Source organism: Micromonospora sp. CNZ322 (assembly GCF_007827755.1).
On sequence record NZ_VITD01000015.1, the window covers coordinates 32,297 to 55,951 of the forward strand.

The following is a 23,655-nucleotide window of genomic DNA, read 5'->3' on the forward strand; positions in this document are numbered from 1 at the left end:
ACGCGTGTTCACGTGCCGGCCCCCGGTGCGTATCCCCGGGCCGGAGCAGGTCGAACGGGTGTGGCATGGTTGATAGCGTGGTGAAACCGGCGGGCGAGCGTTCAGGTGCCTCCGGCTCCGGCGGTCGTCGGGGTCGGGCGAGCACGAGTCAGTTCGGCGCGCTTGGCCTCAACCTCGCCGATCCTCGTGTCGAGGCGTCCGTGCTGGGTCTTCTGGACACGGTCGAGGTCGAGTTGCGGGCCAGCGTGGCCAGCGCCGACCCGTTCGTCACCGAGGCCGCCCGGCACCTCGTCGAGGCCGGCGGGAAGCGGTTCCGGCCGTTGCTGGTGGCGCTCGGCGCCCAGTTCGGTGACCCGACCGGTGCGCAGGTGGTCCCGGCCGCCGTGGTGATGGAGCTCACGCACCTCGCCACCCTCTACCACGACGACGTGATGGACGAGGCCGCCGTCCGTCGGGGCGCGCCGAGCGCGAACTCCCGGTGGACCAACTCGGTCGCCATCCTGGTCGGCGACTACCTCTTCGCCCGCGCGGCGGACATCGCCGCCGACCTGGGCCCCGAGGCGGTCCGGTTGCAGGCGCGCACCTTCGCCCGGCTGGTGCACGGCCAGATCGCGGAGACGGTCGGGCCGCGCGCCGACGACGACCCGGTGGCCCACTACCTGCACGTGATCGCCGAGAAGACCGGCTCGCTGATCGCCACGTCCGCCCGGTTCGGCGGCATGTTCGGTGGTGCCGCCCCGGAGCACGTGGAGGCCCTCGCCGGGTACGGCGAGACGATCGGTGTCGCCTTCCAACTCTCCGACGACCTGCTGGACATCGCCTCCGAGTCGGTGCAGTCGGGCAAGACCCCCGGCACGGACCTGCGCGAGGGTGTCCCGACGCTGCCGGTGCTCTACGCCCGCGAGGCGGACGACTCCGACGCGTCGTCGGTGCGGCTGCGGGAGATCCTGGCGACCGGCCCGTTGACTGACGACGCGCTGCACGCCGAGGCGTTGGGGCTGCTGCGGGAGAGCCCGGCGCTCAAGCGGGCCCGGGAGACCGTGCGCAGCTACGCCGAGGAGGCTCGCGCGCAACTCGCCCCGCTGCCGCCCGGCCCGTCACGCAGCGCGCTTGAGTCGCTCTGCGACTACATCGCCGACCGCACCAGCTGATCCACGCCCCGGCCCGCCGCGGTGGCGGCGCGGGTCAACAGTCGGCTGCCGACGAGCATGAGGGCGGCGGCGAGCAGCATCGCCACGGCCGCGATGGTCCACATCGCCGGGTAACCGAGGTGGGCGGCGAGTGGGCCCAGGCTCAGCGGGCCGAGACAGCCGCCCGCGTACACCCCGGTCTGTGTGATCGAGGTGGCGGCGGCCGGTGACTGCGGGTGGAGCCGGACCACCGCGAAGTTCATCAGGCCGGGCCAGGCCCAGCCCAGGCCGAAGCCGAGCACCACTCCGACCACCAACGGCATCGAACCGGTCAACGCGAGCAGGCCCAGCCCGACCGCGCCGACGAGCAGCATCGCGGCGATGAGGGCGACGTGGCCGGTCTCGCGGCGGTCGGCCAACCAGCCGGCGCCCACCCGAGCCACCACGCAGACCGCGCTACCCAGGGTCAGGGTGAGGCCGGCGAGGCCCGGCGACAGACCCCGGGCCGCGGCGGAGTCCACCAGGAAGGTGCCCAACGAGTTGGCCGCGCCCGAGGCCAACGTCGCCGCAGCGCCGATCACCACCAGCGCCGCCGTCGCCCGCCCGGCGCGCGTGGCACCGGCCCGCCGGGCCAGGCCGGGCAACTGCCGGGGTACGGCGGCCAGCGTCGTCAGCGCGGCCACGGCGGCGGCCACGAACGCCCAGCGCCAGCCGGCAGTGAGCGCGATGGTGGGCACCGCCACCCCGGCCAGCAGGGTGGACACCGGGATGGCGGCCTGCTTGACACCGAACGACAGCCCCTGCCGCCGGGCCGGCACGTGCTGGGCCAGCGCGGCGTTGCTGGCCAACTGGCCGAGCGCGTTCGCGGCGGCGCTGAGCGCCAGCAGGCCGACCAGCACCGGGTACGACCGGGCGAAGGCCGCCACTGCCAGCATCGACCCGGCGGCCAGCAGGATGCCGCAGCGGGCCACCACTGCCGGCCCGTACCGCTCGACCAACCGCCCGGAGGGCACCGAGGCCAGCGCGCTGACCCCGAAGTAGACGGAGACGGCCAGGCCCAGGCCGGCGGGCGAGAAGCCGAGGTCCGTGCCCATCTGCACGGCGAGACCGCCGAGCAGGAAGACGGGGAGCACGCAGGCCACTGTGGTGACGACTGCGCCGGCGCTGGCCCGGACCGGACGGGGTTGGGCAACGGCCGGATCGGGGGTATTGGAGGTGTCGGTCATCGTTCGGCAAACCTACGCGAGCCCCGCTCACCGCACTCCCGGTGACCGGCGGGGCACAACCTGTGGATGGTGATCTGGCATCCTCGACCCGAACAGGCATTTCGCACCGGGCCTGTTTTTCATATGGTGTAAGTCCCCGGCGGCGGAGGTGGTTGTGCGCGACCCCTTGGCAGAACCTTCGGACCTGATTCGCAGCGTGTCCCGAGCGCTACGGGTGCTGGAGTCGGTCGGTCGCGCCCCGAAGGGCCTGACCGTCAAGCAGATCGCCCGGCGCTGTGAGCTGACCGTGGCCACCACCTACCACCTGGTCCGCACCCTCGCCTACGAGGGCTACGTGATCCGTCGCGAGGACGGCACGTACATCGTGGGGTTGGAGGTGGCCGACCGGTACCGGGAGCTGGTGACGGCGTTCCGGGGTCCGCCGGCGGTCGGTGAGACGCTGCGGCGGGCCGCCCTGGACACCGGCTACAGCCACTACCTCGGTCGGTTCGTCGGCGGTCAGGTGGCCCTCACCGCGGTCGCCGAGGGGCACCGCTCGCCCTACCTGGAGGATCTGGTCCCCGGCTTCGACGAGGGGGCGCACGCGACAGCGCTCGGCAAGTCGCTGCTCGCCACCCTCACGACCGACCAGCGCTATCGCTATCTGCGTGAGTACGGCATGCGCCCGTTCACCACCGCCACGCTGACCACCACCGAGAGTTTCGAGGCCGACCTGGCCGCGGGCGACCGGCGCGGCATGCAACTGGAGATGGGGCAGTTCCGCCAGGGGGTGGCCTGCGCCGCGGTGCTCGTCGCGCCGGACAAGGACATGGAACGCCGCGTCGTGCTGGCCTGTGCGTTGCCGGCCAGCGAGATGATGACCTCCGCCCGGGTGGTACGCGCCAAGCTGCTCACAGTGGCCCGCGGCGTGGCCGACGGCATCGCCACCGACAACTGACCGCCGAGAGGCCCTCTCCCGGGCTGGGGGAGGGCCTCTCGGGGCGGTCCAGCGCCGGACCGCCGGAGCAACGTCAGCGGCCGCTCGGCCGCGGGTGCGATGTCAGCTGCCCACCGGGCCGCCGTCGAGGCGCCAGGTGACCACCACGCCCGGCTTGGCGTAGTCGCCGTCGGGCCAGTTCGAGGCCGGGTTCTCCACCGAGGCACCGGTGATCTCGCCCGGGTGCTGCACGGCGACGAAGACCGAGCGGTTGTCGTCGGTGATGAACGGGCCGCAGGTCTCCGCGCCGAGCGGCACGGTCAGGAACTGCTTGAGGTGACCCCGCTCCGGACCCTCCACGGCGGTGGCGAACAGGCCGTCGTTGCTGCCCAGCGCATTGCCGTCGGTGGAGATCCAGAGGTTGCCGGTGGCGTCGAAGGCGACGTTATCCGGGCAGGAGATCGGGGAGACCTTGGTCCTGTCGTACCCGGCGAAGAAGGTCGACGGGTCGGTCGGGTCGCCGCAGACGATCGGCAGCGACCAGGCGAAGGTCTCCGAGGTGTTGTCGTTGCGGTCCTCGACCAGCTCCAGGATCTGCCCGTGCTTGTTGGCGTTGCGCGGGTTGGCCTCGTCCGGCTTCGGGTTGCTGCCGACGCCCCGGTTGGTGTTGTTTGTCAGCGCCACGTACACCGTGCCGGTGAGCAGGCTCGGCTCGACGTCCTCGGGGCGGTCCATCTTGGTCGCGCCGACCTTGTCACCGGCGAGCCGGGTGAAGGTGAGCACGTCCGCGGCGGTCATCCCGTCGACGAACGACCGGTTGCCGCTGACCAGCCTGATCCAGCGACCCCGGCCGTTGAACGCGCCGTCGGTGGGGAGCTTGCCGGAGCCGTCGATCTCGGCGGCGCTGGTCTGGTAGAGCTCTGCCACGTAGAGCGTGCCGGACTCCAGCAGGGTCAGGTTGTGCTTGCGGGCAGCCCAGGAGTTGCCCTTCATGAACTTCTTGTCCGAGACGAACTTGTAGAGGTAGTCGAACCGCTCGTCGTCGCCCATGTACGCGACCACGTGGCCGTCCTTCGCGACGATCACGTTGGCGCCCTCGTGCTTGAACCGGCCCATCGCGGTGTGCTTGCGCGGGCGGCTCTCCGGGTCGAACGGGTCGATCTCGACGACCCAGCCGAACCGGTGTGCCTCGTTGGGGTGCTTCGCCAGGTCGAAGCGCTCGTCCGCGCGCTCCCACTTGCGGCTGCCGCTGGGGTAGCGGGCGGCGGTGCTGATGCCGTAACGGTCCAGCTTCGGCTTCAGCTCGGCCGGGACGGCGTCGGCGCCCACGAAGTACTGGTTGAAGTTCTCCTCGCCGGAGAGCACCGTGCCCCACGGGGTCACGCCGCCGGCGCAGTTGTTCAGCGTGCCGACGACAGTGCGGCCCCTGGGGTCGGCGGCGGTCTTCAGCCAGGCCGAGCCGGCCGCCGGGCCGGTCAGGTCGAACTTGGTGCTCAGGGCGGTGACCCGTCGGTTGTACGGCCGCGGGCCCTTGCCGACCGGCTTCCACTGCCCGGTGCCCGCCACCCGCTCAAGCTCCACCACTGACATGCCGTGCGCGGCCATCGCGGTGCGCAGCTGCTCCACGGAGAGCCCGTCCAGGCCGGGGAAGCCCGGGAACATCAGGTCCTCGTTGGTGTACTCGTGGTTGACCACGAGCAGCGCCCGCTTGCCCTGCTTGTCCAGCGGCAACACGCCCACGAAGTCGTTGTTGTAACCGAACTGCCTGGACTGCGCGGCGGCGGTCTGGTGGTGCAGGTCGAACTCCGGAGCGCCCGGCAGCACCGGGTCACCCCACTTGATCACCACGGCGTGGTCGTACCCGTTCGGCACGACCAGGGTGTCCAGCTTGTTCGGTGGGATCGGCTTGAAGGTCAGCGCGCCGCTGCCGACCCCGGTGCTGGGACGACCGAACCCGAAGTTCTCCGGAACGTCCGGGGCGGTCGGGGCCGCCATGGCCGGGGCCGCCCCGGCGAGCGCGCCGGCTGCCGCGCCGCCGAAACCGAGCACCAGCGCGCCGACCGCGCCGGCCCGGACCACGCCACGCCGCGACACCTCGGCGTTCACCACGTCACCGAAGTACGCGTTGTCGGAGGTGTTCGGGACCGGGTGGTCGCACGCGTTTCCGCACCGGTACAGACAGGTCATGGCATCACGGGTGCCATGGCGGGTGCCGTTCAACAGGGGGAGCAGCCGGGGACGGTCGCTCATGGGGGAGGCCTCCAGAGAAGTCGGTGGCACGACAGGCGGCGTACCAGCCGGACGCTAGGAGGACGTGGTGAGCGCTCGTCAGCCGCGATGTGAACCGGGCATGAACACCTTCGTCGTGGCAACCGGCACGCAACCGGTCTGACCTCGGGCTGAACCGATCGGCGTGACCGCACGTATTCCCGAGCGAACGCACCGCCGGACGCGCGCCGGAAGCGAGGAGACCGCCATCAGCGACCACGACGCCCAACTGCTGCGCGCGCTGCACGACGAGCACGCGGAGGCGCTGTACGCCCATGCCCTGCGGCTGGTAAACGGGGACCGGCAGCGGGCCGAGGACCTGGTGCAGGAGACGCTGCTGCGGGCCTGGCGACATCCGGAGTCACTCGACCCGACGCGCGGATCGGTGCGGTCCTGGCTGTTCACCACCGCCCGCAACCTGGCCATCGACGCCTGGCGGCGGCGATCCACCCGGGTCGGCGAGGTGTTCACCGACGATCTGCCCGAACCGCCCGAGGCAATCGACGAGGCCGAACGGGCTGTGGAGGCGTGGACCGTCGCCGAGGCGCTGAACCGGCTCAGCCCGACCCACCGGGAGGTGCTGGTCGAGTGCTTCTACCAGGGGCGGTCAGTGGCCGAGGCGGCGTCCCGCCTGGGCGTACCGCCAGGGACCGTGAAATCCCGCACCCACTACGCGCTGCGGTCTCTACGGTTGGTCCTGGCCGAGATGGGGGTGACGGGATGACCCGGTGCGAGTTCGCGTACGACGACGGCGCGTACGTGCTGGGCGCCCTGGCCCCCGCCGAGCGGGCGGCCTACGAGCGGCACCTGGGCGGCTGCGCCTCGTGTCGGGAGGCGGTCGCCGAGATCGCCGTCCTGCCCGGGTTGCTCGGGCGCCTCGACCCGGCGGGGTTGGAGCAGATCCTGCCGCCGCCGGCCCCGCCCCGGGTGCCCGCGCTGCTGGACGAGGCCCGCCAGCGCCGTCGTCGGGAACGCGCCGCGGACCGGCGACGGTACGCACTGACCACACTGGCCGCCGCCGGGCTGGCGCTGCTGGTCGGTGTGGGCACCGCCGTGGCGCTGCCTCGACCGGTCGACCAGTCCCGGCCGCCCGGCGCGCAGGGTAACCCGGCACCGCAGGTGTCGATGGTGGCCATGCGACCGGTGGCCGCCGCCGGGCCGGTGCACGCCGACCTCGGGCTGACCGGCACCAAGTGGGGCACCGAGGTGACCATGCGTTGCGGGTACGACGCGCGGACGAGCTACGGCAAGGCGTACCCGTTCCGGCTGGTGGCGCGTGGTCCGAACGGCGCCACCGAGCAGATCGGCTCCTGGCTGGCGGCTCCGGGCGACGACCTCAGCTTCACCGGCGCGACGAGGTTCACCGACGCCGAGCTGGTCAGCGTGGAGTTGCAGAAAGCCGACGGCACGCCCCTCCTGACCTACGCCGTCCCCTGACCCGCCCGCCCACCCCTGGTCCTCCGCGATCTTGCACTTTCTGCCCTGCCGTAAGGGGCATGTCAGGCATATCGACGACCGAATCTGCAAGATCGCGAGGTTAGGGGGTGGGGACAGGGGTGGGGGTGGAGGTTGGTTGGTGGGGCTGGCGGGTGCGGCGGGAGGTTCGGACGGCGTCGGCGGTGAAGACGATCAGGGCCAGCCAGACCAGCGCGAAGCCGGCCAGCCGGGCCGGCGGCATCGGCTCGTGGAAGATCAGCACCCCGCAGCCGAGCTGAAGAACCGGCGTCAGGTACTGGAGCGTGCCGAGGCTGCTCAGGGGCAGTCGGTTGGCCGCCCCGGCGAACAGCAGCAGCGGAATCGCCGTGGCCGCGCCGGCCAGCACCAGCAGCGCGGTGTGCCCGGCCGAGACGTGCCCGAAGGTCAGGTCGCCCTTCGCCGTCACCCAGCCCAGGTAGCCCAGCGCGGGCAACGCCAGCACCGCCGACTCGACGAAGAGCCCCTCCGCCGCAGGCAGTCCGAGCCGCTTCTTCACCAGGCCGTAGCCGGCGAAGCTGAACGCCAGGGTCAACGCCAGCCAGGGCAGCCGGCCGTAGTCCACTGTGAGCACCGCGACCGCCGACGCGCCGATCCCCAGCGCCACCCACTGCGCCGGGCGTAGCCGCTCCCGCAGCACCGTCACCCCGAGCAGCACCACGATCAACGGGTTGATGAAGTAGCCGAGCGCGGTCTCCACCACCCGGTCGGAGTTGACCCCGTAGATGTAGGTGCCCCAGTTGACCGCGATCAGCGCGGCGGCGGCGACGATCCCCGCCATCGCCCAGGGACGGCGCAGCAGCGCCCGCAGGAAGCCGACGTTGCGCAGCGCCGCCAGCAGCAGGGCCACGAAGAGCACCGACCAGACGATCCGGTGGGCCAGGATCTCCAGCGGGCCGGCGGGTCGCAGCAGCTTCAGGTAGAGCGGAAAGAAACCCCAGAGCAGGTACGCGCCGAGGCCGTAGAGGTATCCCAGGCGGAGTGGCGTCACGCTTCCACCGTAAGGGGCGTAGTGCTGCTTTGTTCCTTTCCGGTGATCGGGGTCACCGGGGGCCGCCGGTCCAGCTGCATCCACCGTTGCGGCGCGTCCAGCGGGGTGAAGCCCACCCCCGCGTACACCTGGTGGGCGTCGTTGGTGCAGAGCAGGATCCGGCGTACGCCCAGCTCATCCAGGTGATCGCGGACCGCGCCGGCCAGCCACCCGCCCAGACCGCGACCCCGGGCGGCGCGGTCGACGTACACGTCGCAGAGCCAGGCGAAGGTGGCGCCGTCCGTGACGACCCGGGCCACCGCGACCTGGCGGCCGTCCTCCGGCCGGTAGATGCCGAACGGCAGCGAGCCGGCGAACGACCGCTCGGTGGTCTCCCGGTCTCGTCCGAGCGCCCAGTACGCGTCGGTGGACAACCAGTGGTGCACCAGGTCCAGGTCGATCCGCGCCGGATCGGTGCTGAGCAGGTGGCCGTCGGAATGGGTCAGCGAGAACATGCCGCGACGCTAACCGCCGAGATGGGCGGTCTTGCCGCCAAATTCCCGAACTCTGGTCATCGGCCCGCCGGGGCCCCGGCCGAGGTCGGAGCCCCGGACGGACCGGGTCGGTGCTGGCTGGTCGGCGGTCAGTCCCGGTCGAGGACGGCGCCGAGGATCCAGGTCACGATGCTCACGAAGAGGGCGCCGAGCACTGCTGCCGGCCAGAAACCGTCCACCGAGAACGGCAGCCCGGCCTGGTCGGCGATCCAGCTGGTGAGCAGGAAGAGCAGTCCGTTCACCACCAGGGCGATGAGACCCAGGGTCAGCAGGTAAAAGCCACAACCGACGGTCTTGATGATCGGCTGGAGAACCGCGTTGACCACGCCGAAGATCACCGCCACCAGGAGCAGCGTGGTCACCGTTTCGGTGGCCGAGTTCGAATCCAGGGAGATGCCCGGGATGAGGAGCGTGGCCAGCCAGAAAGCCAGAGCTGTGCTGGCCAGCCGAATCAGCAGACCTTTCAGAAAACCCATGGCGGGGATCGTGCCACGGACACCGCACCGACGTAACCCGCCGGCTGGCCGTCCCGGTGGATTCAGCCGCGCGTCGGCGGCCCGATCAGTTGCGCCTCGATCGGAGTGGGGGAGAGCAGTGCCCAGCGCAGCGCCCGACGGTTGACCACGGCCACCATGTCCTCCCGGATCCGGGTCAGCCACTCGGCCGAGCCGCCCAGCCCGAGCGCGGCTCCGGCCAGGGTGGCCTCGGCTGCGGTCAGTGGCTGGAGCAACGCCAGGTCGGCCCGACTCAACGCGTCCACATCGGCCGGGGTCAGCTCGTCGCGTACGACCAGGGTGGCCCGCCACGGCGGGCCCGGCGCGGCCTCGGCCGCCACCGGCCCGGCGTCGACGATCAGCAGCAACGGACGCAGCGCGGTGCCCACCCCGTCGGCGACCGCCCGACCGGGAGGGAGCAACGGGATCGTGCCGCCCGGCGCGCCCACTCCTCGGATGAACGGTTCCCAGGCGCGTGGCCGGGCGGTCTGCACCACCACCAGGGCGCCGAGTGCCAGGGCGCGCAGGGCCACCAGTTGGGCTGCCCGCACCCCGCCGACCAGCAGCACGCGGGTGCTCTCCGGCCGGAACAGTCGCACGGTGACCGCTCGGCCGTGCCGGTTGGTGCCGACCATCATTCCCGCGTCGCCCACTGACAGCTCCCAGTCGTCGACCGCCGAGTCGGGGCGCGTTCCGGGCGCCGGTGGGCGGGGCCGCGCCCCGGGTGCCGTCAGCGCCAACGGCAGCGTGGCGGCCAGCCCGCTCAGGTGGGCGCCGTCGAGTCGTCGCAGCTTTCCGCCCAGGTCGGTCACCAGGCGGACCAGCGCCTCGGTGGCCGCCGTCAACTCGGCCGCCGTCCCGGCGGCCAGGCGTACGGTCAGCTCGGTCGGCACTTCGCTGGCCGCCGGCGGACCCGAAGACGTCGACATCGTCGGCGACGGGCCTGAGCAGATCGACACCGTCGTGGCCGTCGCCGGCAGCGCGAGCAGGCGGGGCACCAGCTGGCGTCCGGCCGCAGCGCGCGCGTCGGGCCAGTGGAGCAGACGGAAGGTGGCCTGGACGAGAGTGCCGGACCGGATCGCCGGCCAGGACTCCCGGACCGGTTCGCCGTCGTGGTGGGCCAGCTCGCCCAGGACACGCAGCGCCGCCGGCACCCCGAGCGGCCGCGCGGCCAACGGCCCGAGCCGGCGGACGATCCGGCGGACCGTGCCGGCGAGGGCCCGGCGCAGGTCCTCCTCGGACCAACCGTTCACCCGCAGCACCCGGACCGCCACCACCGCCCGCTCGCGCCCGGCGAGCCGCCCGTCGGTGAGCTGCCGGTACGACGTGCCGACCGTGCCACCGGCGCTCGGCACCGGCGCCGGCGCACCGGCGAGCAGCAGCTGGACCAGCAGCGGGGGCTGGTCCGGCCCGGTCGGGGGGAGCAACGCGGCCGGGGCGGGGATCGCCTGGGACACGTCGCCCAGCAGGTCGCCGGGGTCGCCGAGCTCCAGGAGCGCGACCATGCCGGTGGTGTCCTCCAGGACGGCCGCCGGCCCGCCGGTCAACTCGGTCGAGCGGACCACAGTGCCCGGGGCAACCAGGTCGAGCAGTTCGGCCGCGTCGGCCGGCGCGGTCAACACCCGCCGGCGGGTGAGGTGCCCGATGGCGGTGCCCAGCCACTCGAACAGCCACCGCCCGCGCACCGGCATCCAGGCGGCGGCCACCAGCAGCACGGCCACCAGTACGGCCGCCGCGACGACCGGTGCGGGCCGGCCGAGGGCGACCAGCACGAGCGCCGCCGCGACCTGTGCGGTGACCAATTGGCCGGCTCGCGCTCCGGCAGCCGCACGACGGCCGAGTGCGACCCAGTGGGCCACCGGCGACCGGCGACGGGGGGTGTGCTGATCGACCGACCCCGGGCGGCGGTCGGTGGGTCGGCCTGGCCCGCCCACCCCTGGGGAGGCAGCTGCCTCGGACCCGACCGGGGTCGGCGGGTGCGGCCCTCCGGTAGTGATCGCCGGCACCGTGCCTCCTCGACCAGTGGGGACCGGGTCGGGCGGCCGGCCGCCCTCCGGCGGCCCGTCACGCGCCGCGACGTGGCTGCGGCACATCGTAAGCGACCGATGGCCGCCTCGGTTGTCCACAGGGGAAGCCGGTGGGGTAGCAGAACTGCTACGAGGTCGCTACCGTCAGCCACGAAGTCAGTCGCTGACCCGTGTCTCAGTGCTCGACGACCGGGCCCAGCGACGACGCGTCGCCCCGGGGCGGGCGCGTCGACGGCCAGGTGCGATCCGAGAGACGAGGTGACGTCCGGATGTCCCAAACCAAGGCAGAAGCAGCGGTGATGCAGCAGACTGCCGCGAAGTTCGAGCAGGTGGACCAGTCGTTGCAGTCCATGCTGACCGGCCTGCTGGCCGAGCTGGAGGTGTTGCAGCAGGCCTGGCGTGGCGCTGGTGGCCGGTCGTTCGAGCAGGTCAAGCAGCAGTGGTCACAGGACCAGGCGGCGCTGCACCGCGCGCTGCGCGAAACCGCCGGTGCGATCCGCACCGCCGGTCGGCAGTACCACGCGTCCGACGACGAGGTGGCCAGCCGGGTGGCCGGCACCAACCGCGGCGGCATCCAGCTGCCGCTCTGATCCCGCTGGGGAGGGAATCCGATGGACCATGGTGTGCTGGTCGTCAACTTCGCCGCGCTGCAGCAGGCCGGCGCTGACATTCAGAAGGCGTTGAACACCCTCGACGCGCAACTCGGCCAACTCGAACGCGACGCCGCCCCGCTGGTGGCGAGCTGGACGGGCGAGGCGCGGCAGGCCTACGAGCAGCGGCAGGCGCGGTGGCGTTCGGCCTCGCAGGACCTGCAGGGGATGCTGCGTGACATCAGGTTGGCGGTGAACGACTCCGCCACCGACTACCTGGACACCGAGAAGAAGAACACCGGGCTGTTCCAGTGAGCGATGTGGGCCGGGAGCGCTGACCGTGTCCGGGTCAGCGCCCCGCCCGCAGCCGGTCGGCGGTCAGGGCCGTGCGCGGGCGGGCTCAGGCCGTGTGCGGGCGGGCCCAGAGCGTGCGCGGGCGGGCTCAGGCCGGGCCGGGCGGGCGCCAGCGCCGACGGGCGCCACGGGGCACCACCAGGGCGAGCAGCGCCACGGTGACCGCCGTGATGCCGGCCACCGCGCCGACCAGCAGGGCTCGGTCCCGTGCGGCGGCCCGGCGGGCCTGGCGGGCGAGCTGCGCCGGGTCCGCCCGATCATCGGCGAGGGCGGCGACCGGCCGAGCGCCGCCCACACGGCCCCCGCTGGTCTCGGTGACCGCCCGGTAGGGGTTCAACACCCCGGCGCCGTATGCGCCGCCCCGGCCCGCGCCCGGAGCTGGATCGGCGGTCGCGATGATCCGCTCCGCCACCTGGGCGGCGGTCAGCTCCGGCCGGTATTCCCGCAGCAACGCGGCGGTGGCGGCCACGAAGGGCGCCGCGTAACTGGTGCCTTCGACCCGATGGTGGCCGGCACCGGGTGCGGCGGTAAGCACCTCGCTGCCCGGGGCCACGAGGTCGACGTACGGGCCGGCCTGCGAGAACGCCGCCCGCCCGCCGTCCGCCCCGATCGCGCCCACGCCGAGCACCCCGTCGTAGCCGGCGGGGAATGGTCGGGGGTCCCCGCTGCCGTGCAGGTTGCCGGCGGCGGCCACCAGCACCACGTCCCGGTCGACCGCGTACCGCACGGCCGAACGGACCTCCGGGTCGTCCGCGTACAGCACCACGGACAGGTTCACCACGTCGGCGTCATGGTCGACGGCCCACCGGATGGCCCGGGCGAACTCGTCGGCGCTGACCGTACGCCCCGACTCCCGCCCCTGCACCACCTGCTGCTCACTCACCCGCACCGGCAGGATCCGGGCGCCCGGTGCCAGGCCGCGGAAGGCGACGTCGCGGCGGGGTGCCGCGACGATGATGCTCGCCACACCGGTGCCGTGCCCGGCGCAGTCCCGACCACCGTCCCCGCCGGGGTCGAGCAGGTCGGCGCCGGCCAGCACCCGCCCAGCCAGCTGCGGGTGCACCCGGTCCACCCCGGAGTCGACCACCGCGACGGTCACCCCGGCGCCGGTGGCCAGCGGCGCGAGCCGCGCGGGGTCGTACCGTTGCTGTGGCCAGGGCGTGGCCGCGACCGGCCGGACGGGGGCGAGTGCTGTCGCGCAGGCCGGTGCCGCCCGGAGCCCGGCGGTGGCGGCGACGGTCGGAAGGGCCGGTACGGTCAACAGGCTGGCGGCCAGACCTGCGAGGACCGGGCGCGTGATCGATCGGGACATCGACACCCTCCGTATCGTGTCGGCTCCGGAACGGGATGTTATCCCCTCCTCCACGCCCTGGCTGACCGCCGGCAGCCAGCCATTGTGATCTTGGTACCACCTTGTAGGTTGTACGCGATACCTGTGGCCTGTTCTCGGAAGGGGAGGTGGCCGTGACCGCATGGGAGCCGGCCACGGAGGCCGAGGTGGCGATGCGCGACGCGCTGCGCGCCAACGACCAGGAGCTCTACTTCCGGCTCCTGTCCCGCACCGATGTGCTGCTGCCGGTCTCCGCGCCGACGCAGCCCGGTCAGCCACCCGCCGGATGGGGCACGTGGACCACTGGCGGCCGGACCCACGTCCTGGCCTTCACCTCCGCCGCCGCCCTGCGGGCCTGCCTCGGCGATCACGCCGGCGGCAACCGACGCATCCCCTTCGCCGATCTCGCGGCCAGTTGGCCCAACCACGAGTGGTGGCTCGCCGTCAATCCGGGCCTGCCGGTCGAGGGCTACCTGCCGGCCTGGTTCGTGTCGCAGCTGTCCCGAGGCGACGTGCGACTGCCCGGCCGTGCCATGGGTGCCCGCGCTCGCCTGGAGCGGGCCGAGACGTTGGCCCGCACCCGGCCCGGCATGCCGGGCCGGGACGCCGCGCCAGCCGCTGGATCGCCTCCGGTGACGGCGGCAACCTCGTCCGGGCCCGAGAGTGCTCCGCTCGCACCCCGAAGGCCCGCGCGGAGCCCGGGCCCTCGGGTGGGTGCCCCGCCGGTGCCGGGTCCGGCGCCCCGGCCACCCGTCCCCGCCGAGCCGCCGCGCCGAGGGGGCGAGGAGGACCTGCCCGCCGCCGGTCAGCGGCACCCGACCGAGCCGCCCCGGCCCGCGCCGGGCAACGGAGCGCTGCCCCGCACCGGCCGGCCGTCCCGGTTCACCCCGTTGGCGACCGCCGGCCCCACCACCGACCAGGCCGGGCCTGGCGTGGGCTGGCCGGCAGCGACCCGGCCGGGCGACGTCGACGGCCCCGCTCCGGGTAACGGCAACGGTGGCCCCCAGGCCGCGCCTCGGCGTTCCTTCTTCGACCCCAGCCCGGCCCGCGACCCGGCCGCGAGCGGGGGACGCCCCGGTGACCGGGCGGCCCCGCCGACCCGGTTCGGGCGAGGCAGCCAGCCCTTCCCTCGCCGCCGCCCGGCCGACGCGCCGGCCGACGAGACCGCGACGCGGGCCTTTCCGATGGCGACGGACCCGGCAGCCACCCAGCCGATACGACGGCCGGAGGGCGGCCTCGGCGCGTCCCGCCGGACGGACGCGCCGCCATCCGGCGAGGAGATCACCCAGCCGCTGCCGCCGCGCCGGCACAACCCGCTGGCTGAGGAGCCCACCCGCGCGTTCCGGATGGCCGGTGAACCTCCCCTGGCCGGTGCGCCCGGGCGACCATCGGCGGAGGAGACGCAGGCGATTCCCCAGGACCGGCCGGGCCGGTTCGAACCGGCGGAGGATCTGCCGGTGTCCGTCGCGGAACCGGTCTCCGGGCCGCCCGCGCCGCGCCGCGGCTTCACGCCCATCGTCATCGAGGGCACCATCATCGAGTCCCGCGACCTCACCGACCCGGTCGAGAGCAGCGCGCCGGTCGACGCGCCCCGGCGGCCCAGCCCCGCCGAGGCCGCCCCGCCACCGTTCGGCTCGGCGCCCCCCGGTCCGGGCCTGTTCGGTCCGTCGTCACCCAGCCCTGCCGAGGCCGCCCCGCCACCGTTCGGCTCGACGCCCTCCGACCCGGGCCTGTTCGGTCCGTCGTCCTTCGGTTCCAGCCCATCCGGGCCCGCGTCGTTCAACCCCGGTCAGCCCGCCCCGAGCCCGTCCGCTCCGCACCCGGTGATTCCGACAGAGGTCAGCGCTGCCGGCGGTGGCCTGGGCGACCCGCGAATCGACGGTCGCGTCGACGCCCCGCTGCGTGACGACCGCGCCGACGGTGCTGTTTCCTCGGTCGGCCCGGCCGGTACGGAGCAGCCCGGCGGCGAGGGCAGCGGCGCGAGCGTGATCGCGGACGACGTTCCGCGCCCGCCGGCCGACGAACCTCCGCCGGTCGAGTTCGAGCCGGCCAACACGGTCGAGGAGGACCTGCTCAGCGCCGCCGGCTCGGGCAGCACCGACACGTTCCTGTCCACCCTGCTGCTGGCCCGGGTGCTACTGCCGGCGGCACCCGAGTCGGTCCGGGGAAGCCGCCCCGGGGATCCCGGCTTCGTCTGGCGTACCGGGCAGCTCGACGGCGAGACGTACGTGGTGGTCTACACGTCGTCGGAGCGCCTCGCCGACCATGTCGAGGGGGACGTCGACACGGTCCGGGTGAAGTTCGCCCAACTGATCCGGCGCTGGCCCGACGAGGACTGGTCGTTCGCGGTCAACCCGGGTACGCCGGTGGGTGCCAAGTTGCCTGGTGAGCAGATCGTCGCGTTGGCCAACTGGGCCGCCGAGGTGGGGCTCGGGGACGACCTGGAAGTGGACCAGGTGGAAGCGCCGGCCGTGGCCGAACCTGCCGCCCGTCCCCGGTACGCCCCCGCGGCAGTCGACCCGACCCGGCCGACGGTCATGCAGAAGGCGATCGCCCCCAGCCAGCTCGCTTACTACCTGGATCGTGGGTACGACCGCGTTTCCGGGTTCGTGCACCGGGCCGGTGAGCTCTCCCACCTGACCACACCGGCTCAGCTGCACGAGGCGCTGGGCCTCAGCTACCCCGGCTCGCCGTTCGCCCCGGACGCCGAGGAGATCTACGTGCTGCGCTGGCCGGCGCACCGGCCGAGCCTCTACCGCATCCCCTACGGCGGCCAGAACGAGCCGGCGATGCGAGCCATGGAGGGTTGGGTCATCGAACGTCCGCCGTTCCGGGGCAACGGCTTCGCCCCTGGTGAGAGCAGCGACGTGGTGGCGGAGTTCAAGGTGGACAGCGCACGGCTGCCGCACGGCGCCCAACTCTGGCGCATCGGCGCGGACGGCAGCGAGCGGGTGGTCGCGGAGCTGGACACCGACTCGGTCACCTGGCGACGGGTCGGGGAGGCGTGATGCGCGACGGTTACGTGGCCCGTTGGCAGGGCCGGGAATACCAGGCCAGCCCGGACGGCGACAACATCCGCCTGTACCAGCCCGAGCCGGGCGAGGGCTTCGAGGAGGTCCGTGCGGGCCGCTACGTCCGGGTGCTGCCGGCGAGCGAGATCGAGGATCTGGCGTACGTGCGGACCACCTGCACCTGGAAGGGGCAGCCGTTCATCGTGCTCGGGGAGCACGACGCCTGGCTGCGGGTGGAGTACACCGGTGGTCGCTGGCCGGTGGCCGAGGCGATGCGGCTGGAGGTCTTCGACTTCGGCGTCTACCAGGGTTGGGCGCCGGCCGCCGAGGTCACCGACCTGCGGGAGCAGCGGGTCTGACCGGTCAGGTCTTCGCCCACCGCAGGATTTCGCCGAGCACCAGCTCCGGTGCCTCCAGGTGCGGGAAGTGCCCCACCCCGTCGAGCAGTCGCCACTCGTACGGGGCGACGACGTACCGGCCGGAACCCAGCGCGGTGCGGGGCAGGGAGGCGGCGTCCAGGGCGCCGTGCAGTTGCAGGGTCGGGGTGGACAGCGGCTTCTGCATCAGCCGGACGAACCGGTAGCCGTGCAGCCGCAGCAGCGAGCGGAACGCCCAGCGGTAACCCTCCAGCGCGCAGAACGCGGCCTGCGGGATGCACATCGCCTCCCGGCACCGCTCGGCGTACGCCTCGAAGTCCGGCCCGGCCACCCACTGTGGGCCGCCCCAGCGGCGCATGATCTCGCCGACGGCCGCAGCCCCATCGCGGGTCAGGACGTGCTCGTAGCGGGGTAGTTGGAACTTCAACGCCGGGGTGGAGGCGGTGAACTGCCCGCGCGGGTCGGCGAAGATGGCGGCGCGCAGTCGCAGCGGGTGCGGTGCCCCCAGCACGACGAGCCGGCGAACCAGGGACGGGTGGAACGAGGCCACCGTCCAGGCCACCATGCCACCGAGGCCGCTGCCGACGATCGTCGCGGATCGTTCACCGAGCGCGCGGATCAGTCCGGCGATGTCGGCGGCGAGGGTGTAGCCGTCGTACCCCCGGGGTGGTTTGTCGCTGGCGCCGTAGCCGCGCAGGTCGACGGCGACCGCCCGGAAGCCGGCGTCGGCGATCGCCGGCAGCATCTGGTGCCAGGCCCACCAGTGCTCTGGGAAGCCGTGCAGGAAGAGCACCATCGGCCCGGTGCCGCCCTCGACCACGTGGAACCGGCTGCCGTTGGCGCCGACGAAACGGTGCGTCCACGGCCCCTCGGTGAGGACACAGGACTCGTCGACGGCCCCGCCGCGCTGGTCGGTCATGGCAGACAGCCTAGGACCCGGTTGCCGCAGGCGACCCTGGCGGTCGCGGTGAACAGGGGAAAGCCCCGGGTTGCCCCGGACCAGGACCAGGGGCACCGGGTCGAATCTCCCTGGAGACATTCGGCCCGGGACGTCCGGGAGATGGCGCGCAAAGCGCGACGCCCGGGCAGATGACCTGCCCGGGCGTCGCTGGTTGGTGCGGGATCAGTGGTCAGCTGACCCGGATCTTCATCGAGGTGCCGTCCTGCTCCAGAACCTTGATCTTGACACCGGTAGCGGGGAGCTTGACGCCGTGGTTCGGCAGCTCCTCGTAGAAGTACTTCTTGGTGTCGTCGAACAGCGGCTCAGCGGCCTGGCCACGGATGTACTGCGGCTGGCTGTTGAGGTGCAGGGTGAACGAGTCCGCCTTGTTCAGGCTGAACGGTGCGTCGTACATCTGGACGCGGGCCCGCCACGGGGCCCCGGTCAGGTTGTAGATCGGGCGCGGGTGCGCGTCGATGTACAGGTTGCGACCCTCACCCGGGTGACCACCCGGGTTGGACGCCGACGCCGGGGCGGTGTTGTTGTCCGACCAGCGGGTGTTCCAGTACGAGATGAGCAGGCCCTCCTGGTACGCGTAGTGGTCCACCCAGTCCGGGCGGGTGTTCGCGTAGCCGAAGAAGTACGGGCCGGTCTTCAGGTACTTGTCGTACGAGACGTACGAACGGTTGCCGGCGATGTAGAAGTTGTCGAACAGTCGGGTGTAGGTCGCCCCGACCACCTGGAACTTCTCCAACGACCAACCCGCGTCGGTCTCGGCGCCGTCACTGAGCACGGTCTGACCGTCGGCGGTCACGGTGATCGCGTCACCGAAGAAGCCGCCCTCGGAGACGCCACCGTCGGTGACGTAGTGCAGGCGAACCTGCGCCACCTTGCCGGCGACCGCGGTCAGCGGGATGTTGATGTCCGCCCAGGCGCCCTTGCTGGTGCCGGCGAGGGCCGGACGCCCCGCGCCGTCGACGCCGATCGGCGTGCCGTTGGCGGTGCCGTCCAGGTCGATCCAGGTCTTACCGCCGTCAGTGGACGCCTCGAAGTAGAGGTAGTCGTAGCCGGCCTCGATGCTGTACTTGCCCTTGAGCGACATCGCCGCTGCGGACTTGCCGGTGAGGTCGAACGTCCTCGTCATTCTGCTGTCGAGGTTGTCCTCATTGCCGGAGAAGTACTGCTTGGTGCCCTCGAACGGCGCACCGTAGTTGAACGTGTACTCCCGTTGCGGGAGCACGACCACTGCGGCCTGGGCCTTGTCCGAGTTGTACTCCTGCGGACCGAGCTCCAGGGAGCGCTTCTGCCCCGCCACGATCACCTCGTAGTCGAGCCAGCCAAGCTGGAGCTTGTTCCACGCACCGAGGTCGCCGCCCCGGTCGCCGATGCCGACGTCGTTCTTGGCGCCGAGCCGGCTCTGGGCCATCAGGGTCCAGTGCTCGTTGCTGTTGTCCGCCGGGCCGTAGTCGTCCGGCAGGCCCAGGTCGTGGCCGTACTCGTGGTAGAAGACGCTGCGGCCGCCGTTTTCCGGCTGGATCGTGTAGTCGCGGATCCAGACGCCGGTGTTGCCGATCTGGGTGCCGCCGATCGGGAAGTTCGGCGGGCCGACGGGCGAGCTGTTGAACGCCGACCAGCGGTGGCTCCAGATCGCGTCCTCACCCTGCTGCGGGTCACCGTCGGCCTGGTCGCCGCCGGAGTGGACGATCTGGAAGTGGTCGATGTAGCCGTCCGACTCGTTGAAGTCGCCGTCGCCGTCGAAGTCGAAGCGGTCCCACTGGTCGAAGGACTTCATCTCCGCGGCGATCTGCGCGTCCGTCCGGCCCTTGGCCTTCTGGTCGGCGACCCACTGGTTGGCGGCGTCGGCGATCAGGTTCCAGGTGTTCGGGCAGACGTTGTCGGCGCAGACGGCCCGGTCATCCTGCGGGTCCGGCTCCTGGCCGGGCTCCGGGTCCGGAATCGGGTCGTCGGAGCGACCGTAGCGGGCCTCGTTGTACTTGACCTTGACCCAGTCGGTCACCTCACCGTCGACGGTGTAGCGACCCGAGGACTGGGCCTCGTAGTACTGCTTGAGCGACTCGTCGCCCGGGTTGGTGCCGAAGTAGAGCTGGCGGAAGTGCTCCGGGCTGAAGTCCGGCTGCCAGATGGTGGAGTTGTCCACGGCCCGGTTGGGCTCGGGGATCTTGTTGTGCAGCGGACCCTCGAACGTCGTCGGTCCGGCGATGTCCGGGTTCATGTCCTTGTCCGGGTAGGACGGGTGCCGCTCGTCACCGAACTCGGCCAGGATCACGAAGATCTTGTCGGTCCGCTCGCGCTTGAGCTCGACGTACTGGTCCTTGGTCTGCCTCGCGCCAGCGGTGGTGCGGGCGTTGGCGCCCAGTCCGGCCGCCTTGGCGACCTCGCCGACCTTGACGACAGTGCTTCCGTTGCGCTCGATCGGCTTGCTCCGACCGCTCAGCACGTCGCTGAGCCCCTGCTCACGCAGTGCGCGGCGCTTCTCCTCGAGCTTGTCGGGGAGTTCATCCTTCAGCGCCTGTGGTTCGGCAGCGGCCGGTGCTGCGGCCGGCAGTTTGGGCTGAGGCGCCGCCGAGGCGGACGGGCCGAAAGCCAGGCCTGTCGCCGTCAGTGAGAGCCCGAGCAGACCCACTGCGACTTTGCGCACGTGGTACCTCCGGTTTGAGGGAACCGGCCCAACGGGGTACGGGCCGGTGGGAGATCGATCCCACTAGTGGGACCATTGGTGAACATAGTTACTGGCGGGACGGGTGGGAAGACGAACGCGTCGATTTGTTGCAAGATTTTGTTGGGAATGCTTTTCACCGTCACACCCCGCCGGTTCATCAGCCGCGTTGACCAGCGCGGCTCCGGGCGCGAACGTATACAACGACATTTTTCGATCAAGCCGATCCCACATACGACAGTGGGACCGGCAGCGTCTCCGCCACCGGCCCCACCGTCAGTTCTCGACCCGTGAAACCGTTACTTCTTCGCCGGGGTCACGTAGATCATGGCCGACGAGTTGTCCCCGGCGGCCTTCTTGATCGTCAGCGAGACGCCGTAGTTCACGCCCTGGTCGCCGGGGTTGCCGGTGCCCAGCACGATCGCGCCACCGCCCAGGGTCACGCCGTAGAACTCCGGCGCCGGGCTGCCGTCCGGGTTGGTGACCCGGGTGGTGTACGGCGCGTTGTCGCGCGACGGCAGGACCACCGACGCGTCGTTGTCCCGGGCGTAGGCAGCGCCATCACGCATCTCGATGCCCGGGTACCAGCCCTTGGCGTCGGTGAACGCCTTCACCGGTGCCAGCCCCTTGAACTTCGTGCAGTACGCGCTGTACGGCTCGTCCGCCGCCTCCAGGCACTCGGTGAACGGGTACGTCCGCTGCAACGTGAAGGCCGCGTTCGACGACTGCGGACGGCTCGGCAGGTTGTCCGTCACCGACGGGTCCTTCACGGCCGCCTCACCGGTTCGCCGCAACGGGTCGAAGTGCGAGTCGACGATGAGCAACCCGCCCTTCGCGCCGTAGCTGGGCAGCGCGGTCATCTGCCCGGTGACGTGGTTGACGTCGCCGAGCGCGGTGTCCCGGTACCAGACCAGCATGCCCGGAGCGTTGTAGGAGATCCGGTCGACCTTCCACGCCTCGTGCGAGTAGATGGTGTCGTAGGCGTACTTCAGGCCCTTGTCGAAGCCGTCGAAGTTGCGCCACTCCGCCAGGTAGTACTGGGCGTGCACCTCGGTGCCGCTGGAGACCTTCCAGCCCCCGCCGGTGGTGTCGACGAAGGTGCCGCCGGTGGCCGTCCAGCCGTTGGCGCCGCCCTCGACGTCGTCACTCCAGGTGGGGGCGCCGCCGCCGGTGACCGAGAAGTCGTCGACGAACCAGTTGCGCTCCTCGAACGCCTCGTCGGTGGCCAGGCGCAGCCGCACCTGGACCGTCGTCCCGGCGTACGCCGACAGGTCGACGTAGTCGTGCCGCCAGCCGTCGGTGCTGCCGGTCAGGCCGTACTTCTTGCCGCCGAAGTCGTTCATGCGGCCGTTCGGGTCCGGGTAGCCGTCCGGCGTGGTGACCACCGTGCCGCCCTCGTCGTACACCTTCTGCTCGGTCCAGGTCGTACCGCCGTCGGTCGAGAGCTCGACGAAGCCGTAGTCCCAGTCCTCCTCGATGATGTAGTTGTTCCACATCCAGAACTTCGAGTCGGCCGCCGCCGGCACGTCGACCGAGCGGCTGAGCTTGACGTCGGCCCACTCCTGGTCGTTGTTGCTGTGCCACATCTTGGTGCCGCTGTGCGGGGTGGCCAGCGTCGTCACCTTGTCCGGCAGGTCAACCTTGATGCCGTCCTCGGAGTCGATCGGGGTGCGCGACGTCTGGCCGAGCTTCACCTCGCGCGGGTTCGACCCGGGGCGGATGGTCAGCGGGTCAGCCCAACCGAGCACCCACTTGTCCCAGATGCCCATGTGCGTCGGCAGCGCCTGGAAGATCTCACCAGAGTGCGAGCCCGAGGCCATCAGGTCCCAGAAGTCCACGTCGGAGTCGGCGTTGCCGGACGTGTCGTAGAGGTCCGGCAGACCCAGGTCGTGGCCGAACTCGTGGGCGAAGACGCCAACGCCGGCGTCCTCCGGCTGCACGATGTAGTTCGACGCCTTCAGGTTGGTGCCCGGGATGGTGTAACCACCGGCGACCGTGGAGGAGTGCGCCCACACGGCGTACACGCCCTCGGCGCCGCCGCCGCGGGACTTGCCCTGACCGGCGTGCACCAGCACGAGGTGGTCGATCACGCCGTCCGGCTCGAAGACGTTGCCGTCACCGTCGCGGTCGGCCTGGTCCTCGATGTCGTAGTCGGCCCACGGGAAGTTCGGGTCCTTCGCGACGAGCGCGTCGATCGCGTCGGTCGCCAGGCGGCCCGCACCGGCCGGGTTGTCCGGGTGGCCGTTCATCGACTGCTCACGGCCGGGAACCCACGCGCCGGTCTCGTCCTGGAAGCAGCGGTTGGCCGCGTACCAGCCCTCCGAGTGCGGCACGGTGATCCACGGGCTGGCCTGCCCGTCGACCGTGTACGCGTTCTTGGACATCTCCAGGTACATGTTGTGCATGGTGCGACCGGACAGGTCGATGCCCTTCTTGCCGTCCGGGCCCTTCAGGTCCGTGCGGACCCGCTCGGTGATGCCCTTCTTGCTGTAGAGCATCTTGTTGTAGTGCTGCGGCGAGAAGTCCGGCACCCACATCGAGTTGTTGTCCTCGTGGGGCAGGCGCGCCGGGTCTGGGATCTTGTTGTGCTTCGGGCCGTTCTGGACCGTGCCGGGGACGCAGGTGCGGTCCTCGAACACCGTCTTGGGGACCATGACGCCGGTGAAGTCGTCGTTGGCCTTGTCGTTGAACTCCACCAGCAGCGTCAGCAGCTTCGCCGTCTGGGTGGTCGGCGCCTTCTTGAACTTGCGGGGGTTCTGACCCGTCTTCAGCGACTTGGCCTCGTCCTTGGCCAGCTGCCGTGCGGTCACCGGGTTGCCCCGGGCGTGCTTCTGGTCGAACGCGCGCGCGGACTCAGCGGCAGGGGTGTAGATGCCACCCTTGCCCTTCACCTCACGGCCGGTGGTGTCCGGCTGCACCTCGGGCTCGGCGTAGTTGATGTAGTGCTCGTCGGCCCCGATCACCGCCAGAGGGGTGCCGGACGGCGACTGGGCCGCCGCGCTGCCACTCACGGTCAGTGACGTGGCCGCGAGGGCGATGGCGGGCAGCGCGACGAGTAGTCGTCGCCGCGCCCTGGACTGCGGTTTGTGGTTCATGCCGCTCCGTTTCTCGGGCATGGGGAGGAGGACGTTGGCGTGGCCGACCATCGATGTGATGTGTGTCGAACTCTTCCAACCTGCGTGAACCTAAAGCACAACCGGCCGAAAGGACAGAGGTGATCTACGCCTGTGCCCGTTCAGCTTCTCTCGACTCCCCCGACCGACCGATGTGACAGTGGCGAGGCAGCACGAACCGAACCCGTAAGACATGACGGAGGGT

The 23,655-nt window shown here is 71.7% G+C and carries 17 protein-coding genes and 1 pseudogene; 8 read left to right on the plus strand and 10 right to left on the minus strand.

Features of this window, described 5'->3' with window-relative positions; genetic code table 11:
• Positions 1-65 precede the first annotated feature (65 nt).
• Positions 66-1,151 carry a polyprenyl synthetase family protein gene (locus tag FB453_RS27560; RefSeq protein ID WP_091395545.1) on the plus strand — a complete coding sequence of 362 codons (1,086 nt, stop codon included), beginning with the start codon at positions 66-68 and terminating at the stop codon, positions 1,149-1,151.
• Here FB453_RS27560 and FB453_RS27565 read toward each other — a convergent pair.
• Positions 1,127-2,356, minus strand: coding sequence for an MFS transporter (locus tag FB453_RS27565; RefSeq protein WP_145794934.1), 1,230 nt, complete (start codon positions 2,354-2,356; stop codon positions 1,127-1,129). The genes FB453_RS27560 and FB453_RS27565 overlap by 25 nt on opposite strands.
• Positions 2,357-2,510: 154 nt before the next feature.
• Here FB453_RS27565 and FB453_RS27570 point away from each other — a divergent pair, with 154 nt between their 5' ends.
• Positions 2,511-3,293 (plus strand): IclR family transcriptional regulator, encoded by a 783-nt coding sequence (locus tag FB453_RS27570; RefSeq protein ID WP_091395539.1) that lies wholly within the window; start codon positions 2,511-2,513, stop codon positions 3,291-3,293.
• Positions 3,294-3,395: 102 nt separating this feature from the next.
• Here the strand turns inward: FB453_RS27570 and FB453_RS27575 are convergent, their stop codons facing one another.
• Positions 3,396-5,522 carry a PhoX family protein gene (locus FB453_RS27575; RefSeq protein ID WP_145794936.1) on the minus strand — a complete coding sequence of 709 codons (2,127 nt, stop codon included), beginning with the start codon at positions 5,520-5,522 and terminating at the stop codon, positions 3,396-3,398.
• A 226-nt stretch (positions 5,523-5,748) separates the two neighbouring features.
• Here FB453_RS27575 and FB453_RS27580 point away from each other — a divergent pair, with 226 nt between their 5' ends.
• Both FB453_RS27580 and FB453_RS27585 read left to right on the plus strand, forming a co-directional pair.
• The gene (locus FB453_RS27580) at positions 5,749-6,264 is read left to right on the plus strand and encodes a sigma-70 family RNA polymerase sigma factor (RefSeq protein ID WP_091395533.1); all 516 of its coding nucleotides are present in this window, start codon (positions 5,749-5,751) and stop codon (positions 6,262-6,264) included.
• Complete coding sequence (locus FB453_RS27585) at positions 6,261-6,977, plus strand: anti-sigma factor family protein (RefSeq protein ID WP_091395531.1); 717 nt, start codon at positions 6,261-6,263, stop codon at positions 6,975-6,977. The genes FB453_RS27580 and FB453_RS27585 overlap by 4 nt, the downstream gene beginning before the upstream one ends.
• A 100-nt stretch (positions 6,978-7,077) precedes the next feature.
• Here FB453_RS27585 and rarD read toward each other — a convergent pair whose 3' ends face one another.
• The 4 genes and pseudogenes from rarD to eccE form a co-directional block, all read right to left on the minus strand.
• Entirely contained in the window at positions 7,078-8,004 is a 927-nt protein-coding gene (gene rarD / locus FB453_RS27590) for an EamA family transporter RarD (protein ID WP_145794938.1), read from the minus strand.
• Entirely contained in the window at positions 8,001-8,498 is a 498-nt protein-coding gene (locus FB453_RS27595) for a GNAT family N-acetyltransferase (RefSeq protein ID WP_145794940.1), read from the minus strand. The genes rarD and FB453_RS27595 overlap by 4 nt, the downstream gene beginning before the upstream one ends.
• A gap of 128 nt (positions 8,499-8,626) precedes the next feature.
• On the minus strand, positions 8,627-9,013 hold the full coding sequence (locus FB453_RS27600; RefSeq protein ID WP_091395522.1) for a phage holin family protein: 387 nt from the start codon (positions 9,011-9,013) through the stop codon (positions 8,627-8,629).
• A 62-nt stretch (positions 9,014-9,075) separates the two neighbouring features.
• Positions 9,076-10,882, minus strand: a pseudogene (gene eccE / locus FB453_RS27605) (type VII secretion protein EccE).
• 445 nt (positions 10,883-11,327) lie between these two features.
• Between eccE and FB453_RS27610 the strand changes: the two are divergent.
• Both FB453_RS27610 and FB453_RS27615 read left to right on the plus strand, forming a co-directional pair.
• Positions 11,328-11,648, plus strand: coding sequence for a WXG100 family type VII secretion target (locus tag FB453_RS27610; protein WP_091395516.1), 321 nt, complete (start codon positions 11,328-11,330; stop codon positions 11,646-11,648).
• 21 nt (positions 11,649-11,669) lie between these two features.
• Positions 11,670-11,963 (plus strand): WXG100 family type VII secretion target, encoded by a 294-nt coding sequence (locus FB453_RS27615; protein WP_112585712.1) that lies wholly within the window; start codon positions 11,670-11,672, stop codon positions 11,961-11,963.
• 127 nt (positions 11,964-12,090) lie between these two features.
• Here the strand turns inward: FB453_RS27615 and mycP are convergent, their stop codons facing one another.
• Positions 12,091-13,314: a type VII secretion-associated serine protease mycosin gene (gene mycP / locus FB453_RS27620; protein ID WP_145794945.1), complete on the minus strand. Its 1,224-nt coding sequence runs from the start codon at positions 13,312-13,314 to the stop codon at positions 12,091-12,093.
• A gap of 152 nt (positions 13,315-13,466) precedes the next feature.
• On the opposite strand from mycP, the gene FB453_RS27625 reads away from it, so the two are divergent.
• On the plus strand, positions 13,467-16,340 hold the full coding sequence (locus FB453_RS27625) for an SseB family protein (protein WP_145794947.1): 2,874 nt from the start codon (positions 13,467-13,469) through the stop codon (positions 16,338-16,340).
• A complete protein-coding gene (locus tag FB453_RS27630; RefSeq protein ID WP_112585716.1) occupies positions 16,337-16,702 on the plus strand; it encodes a hypothetical protein in 366 nt (121 codons plus the stop codon). The genes FB453_RS27625 and FB453_RS27630 overlap by 4 nt, the downstream gene beginning before the upstream one ends.
• Positions 16,703-16,706: 4 nt before the next feature.
• Here the strand turns inward: FB453_RS27630 and FB453_RS27635 are convergent, their stop codons facing one another.
• The 3 genes from FB453_RS27635 to FB453_RS27645 all read right to left on the minus strand — a co-directional run bounded on the left by FB453_RS27635 (position 16,707) and on the right by FB453_RS27645 (position 23,432).
• Positions 16,707-17,639, minus strand: coding sequence for an alpha/beta fold hydrolase (locus FB453_RS27635; protein WP_112585718.1), 933 nt, complete (start codon positions 17,637-17,639; stop codon positions 16,707-16,709).
• A gap of 211 nt (positions 17,640-17,850) precedes the next feature.
• Positions 17,851-20,304, minus strand: a complete 2,454-nt coding sequence (locus FB453_RS27640; RefSeq protein ID WP_145795134.1) for an immune inhibitor A domain-containing protein — start codon at positions 20,302-20,304, stop codon at positions 17,851-17,853.
• A 332-nt stretch (positions 20,305-20,636) separates the two neighbouring features.
• Positions 20,637-23,432 carry an immune inhibitor A domain-containing protein gene (locus FB453_RS27645; RefSeq protein WP_145794950.1) on the minus strand — a complete coding sequence of 932 codons (2,796 nt, stop codon included), beginning with the start codon at positions 23,430-23,432 and terminating at the stop codon, positions 20,637-20,639.
• Between the last annotated feature and the right edge of the window lie 223 nt (positions 23,433-23,655).

What these genes read in the sequence shown, in the direction of transcription:
- FB453_RS27560 (WP_091395545.1), top strand. Translation starts at nt 66, where the DNA reads ATGGTTGATAGCGTGGTGAAACCGGCGGGCGAGCGTTCAGGTGCCTCC.
- FB453_RS27565 (WP_145794934.1), bottom strand. Translation starts at nt 2,356, where the DNA reads ATGACCGACACCTCCAATACCCCCGATCCGGCCGTTGCCCAACCCCGT.
- FB453_RS27575 (WP_145794936.1), bottom strand. Translation starts at nt 5,522, where the DNA reads ATGAGCGACCGTCCCCGGCTGCTCCCCCTGTTGAACGGCACCCGCCAT.
- FB453_RS27585 (WP_091395531.1), top strand. Translation starts at nt 6,261, where the DNA reads ATGACCCGGTGCGAGTTCGCGTACGACGACGGCGCGTACGTGCTGGGC.
- FB453_RS27595 (WP_145794940.1), bottom strand. Translation starts at nt 8,498, where the DNA reads ATGTTCTCGCTGACCCATTCCGACGGCCACCTGCTCAGCACCGATCCG.
- FB453_RS27600 (WP_091395522.1), bottom strand. Translation starts at nt 9,013, where the DNA reads ATGGGTTTTCTGAAAGGTCTGCTGATTCGGCTGGCCAGCACAGCTCTG.
- FB453_RS27610 (WP_091395516.1), top strand. Translation starts at nt 11,328, where the DNA reads ATGTCCCAAACCAAGGCAGAAGCAGCGGTGATGCAGCAGACTGCCGCG.
- FB453_RS27615 (WP_112585712.1), top strand. Translation starts at nt 11,670, where the DNA reads ATGGACCATGGTGTGCTGGTCGTCAACTTCGCCGCGCTGCAGCAGGCC.
- mycP (WP_145794945.1), bottom strand. Translation starts at nt 13,314, where the DNA reads ATGTCCCGATCGATCACGCGCCCGGTCCTCGCAGGTCTGGCCGCCAGC.
- FB453_RS27635 (WP_112585718.1), bottom strand. Translation starts at nt 17,639, where the DNA reads ATGACCGACCAGCGCGGCGGGGCCGTCGACGAGTCCTGTGTCCTCACC.
- FB453_RS27645 (WP_145794950.1), bottom strand. Translation starts at nt 23,432, where the DNA reads ATGAACCACAAACCGCAGTCCAGGGCGCGGCGACGACTACTCGTCGCG.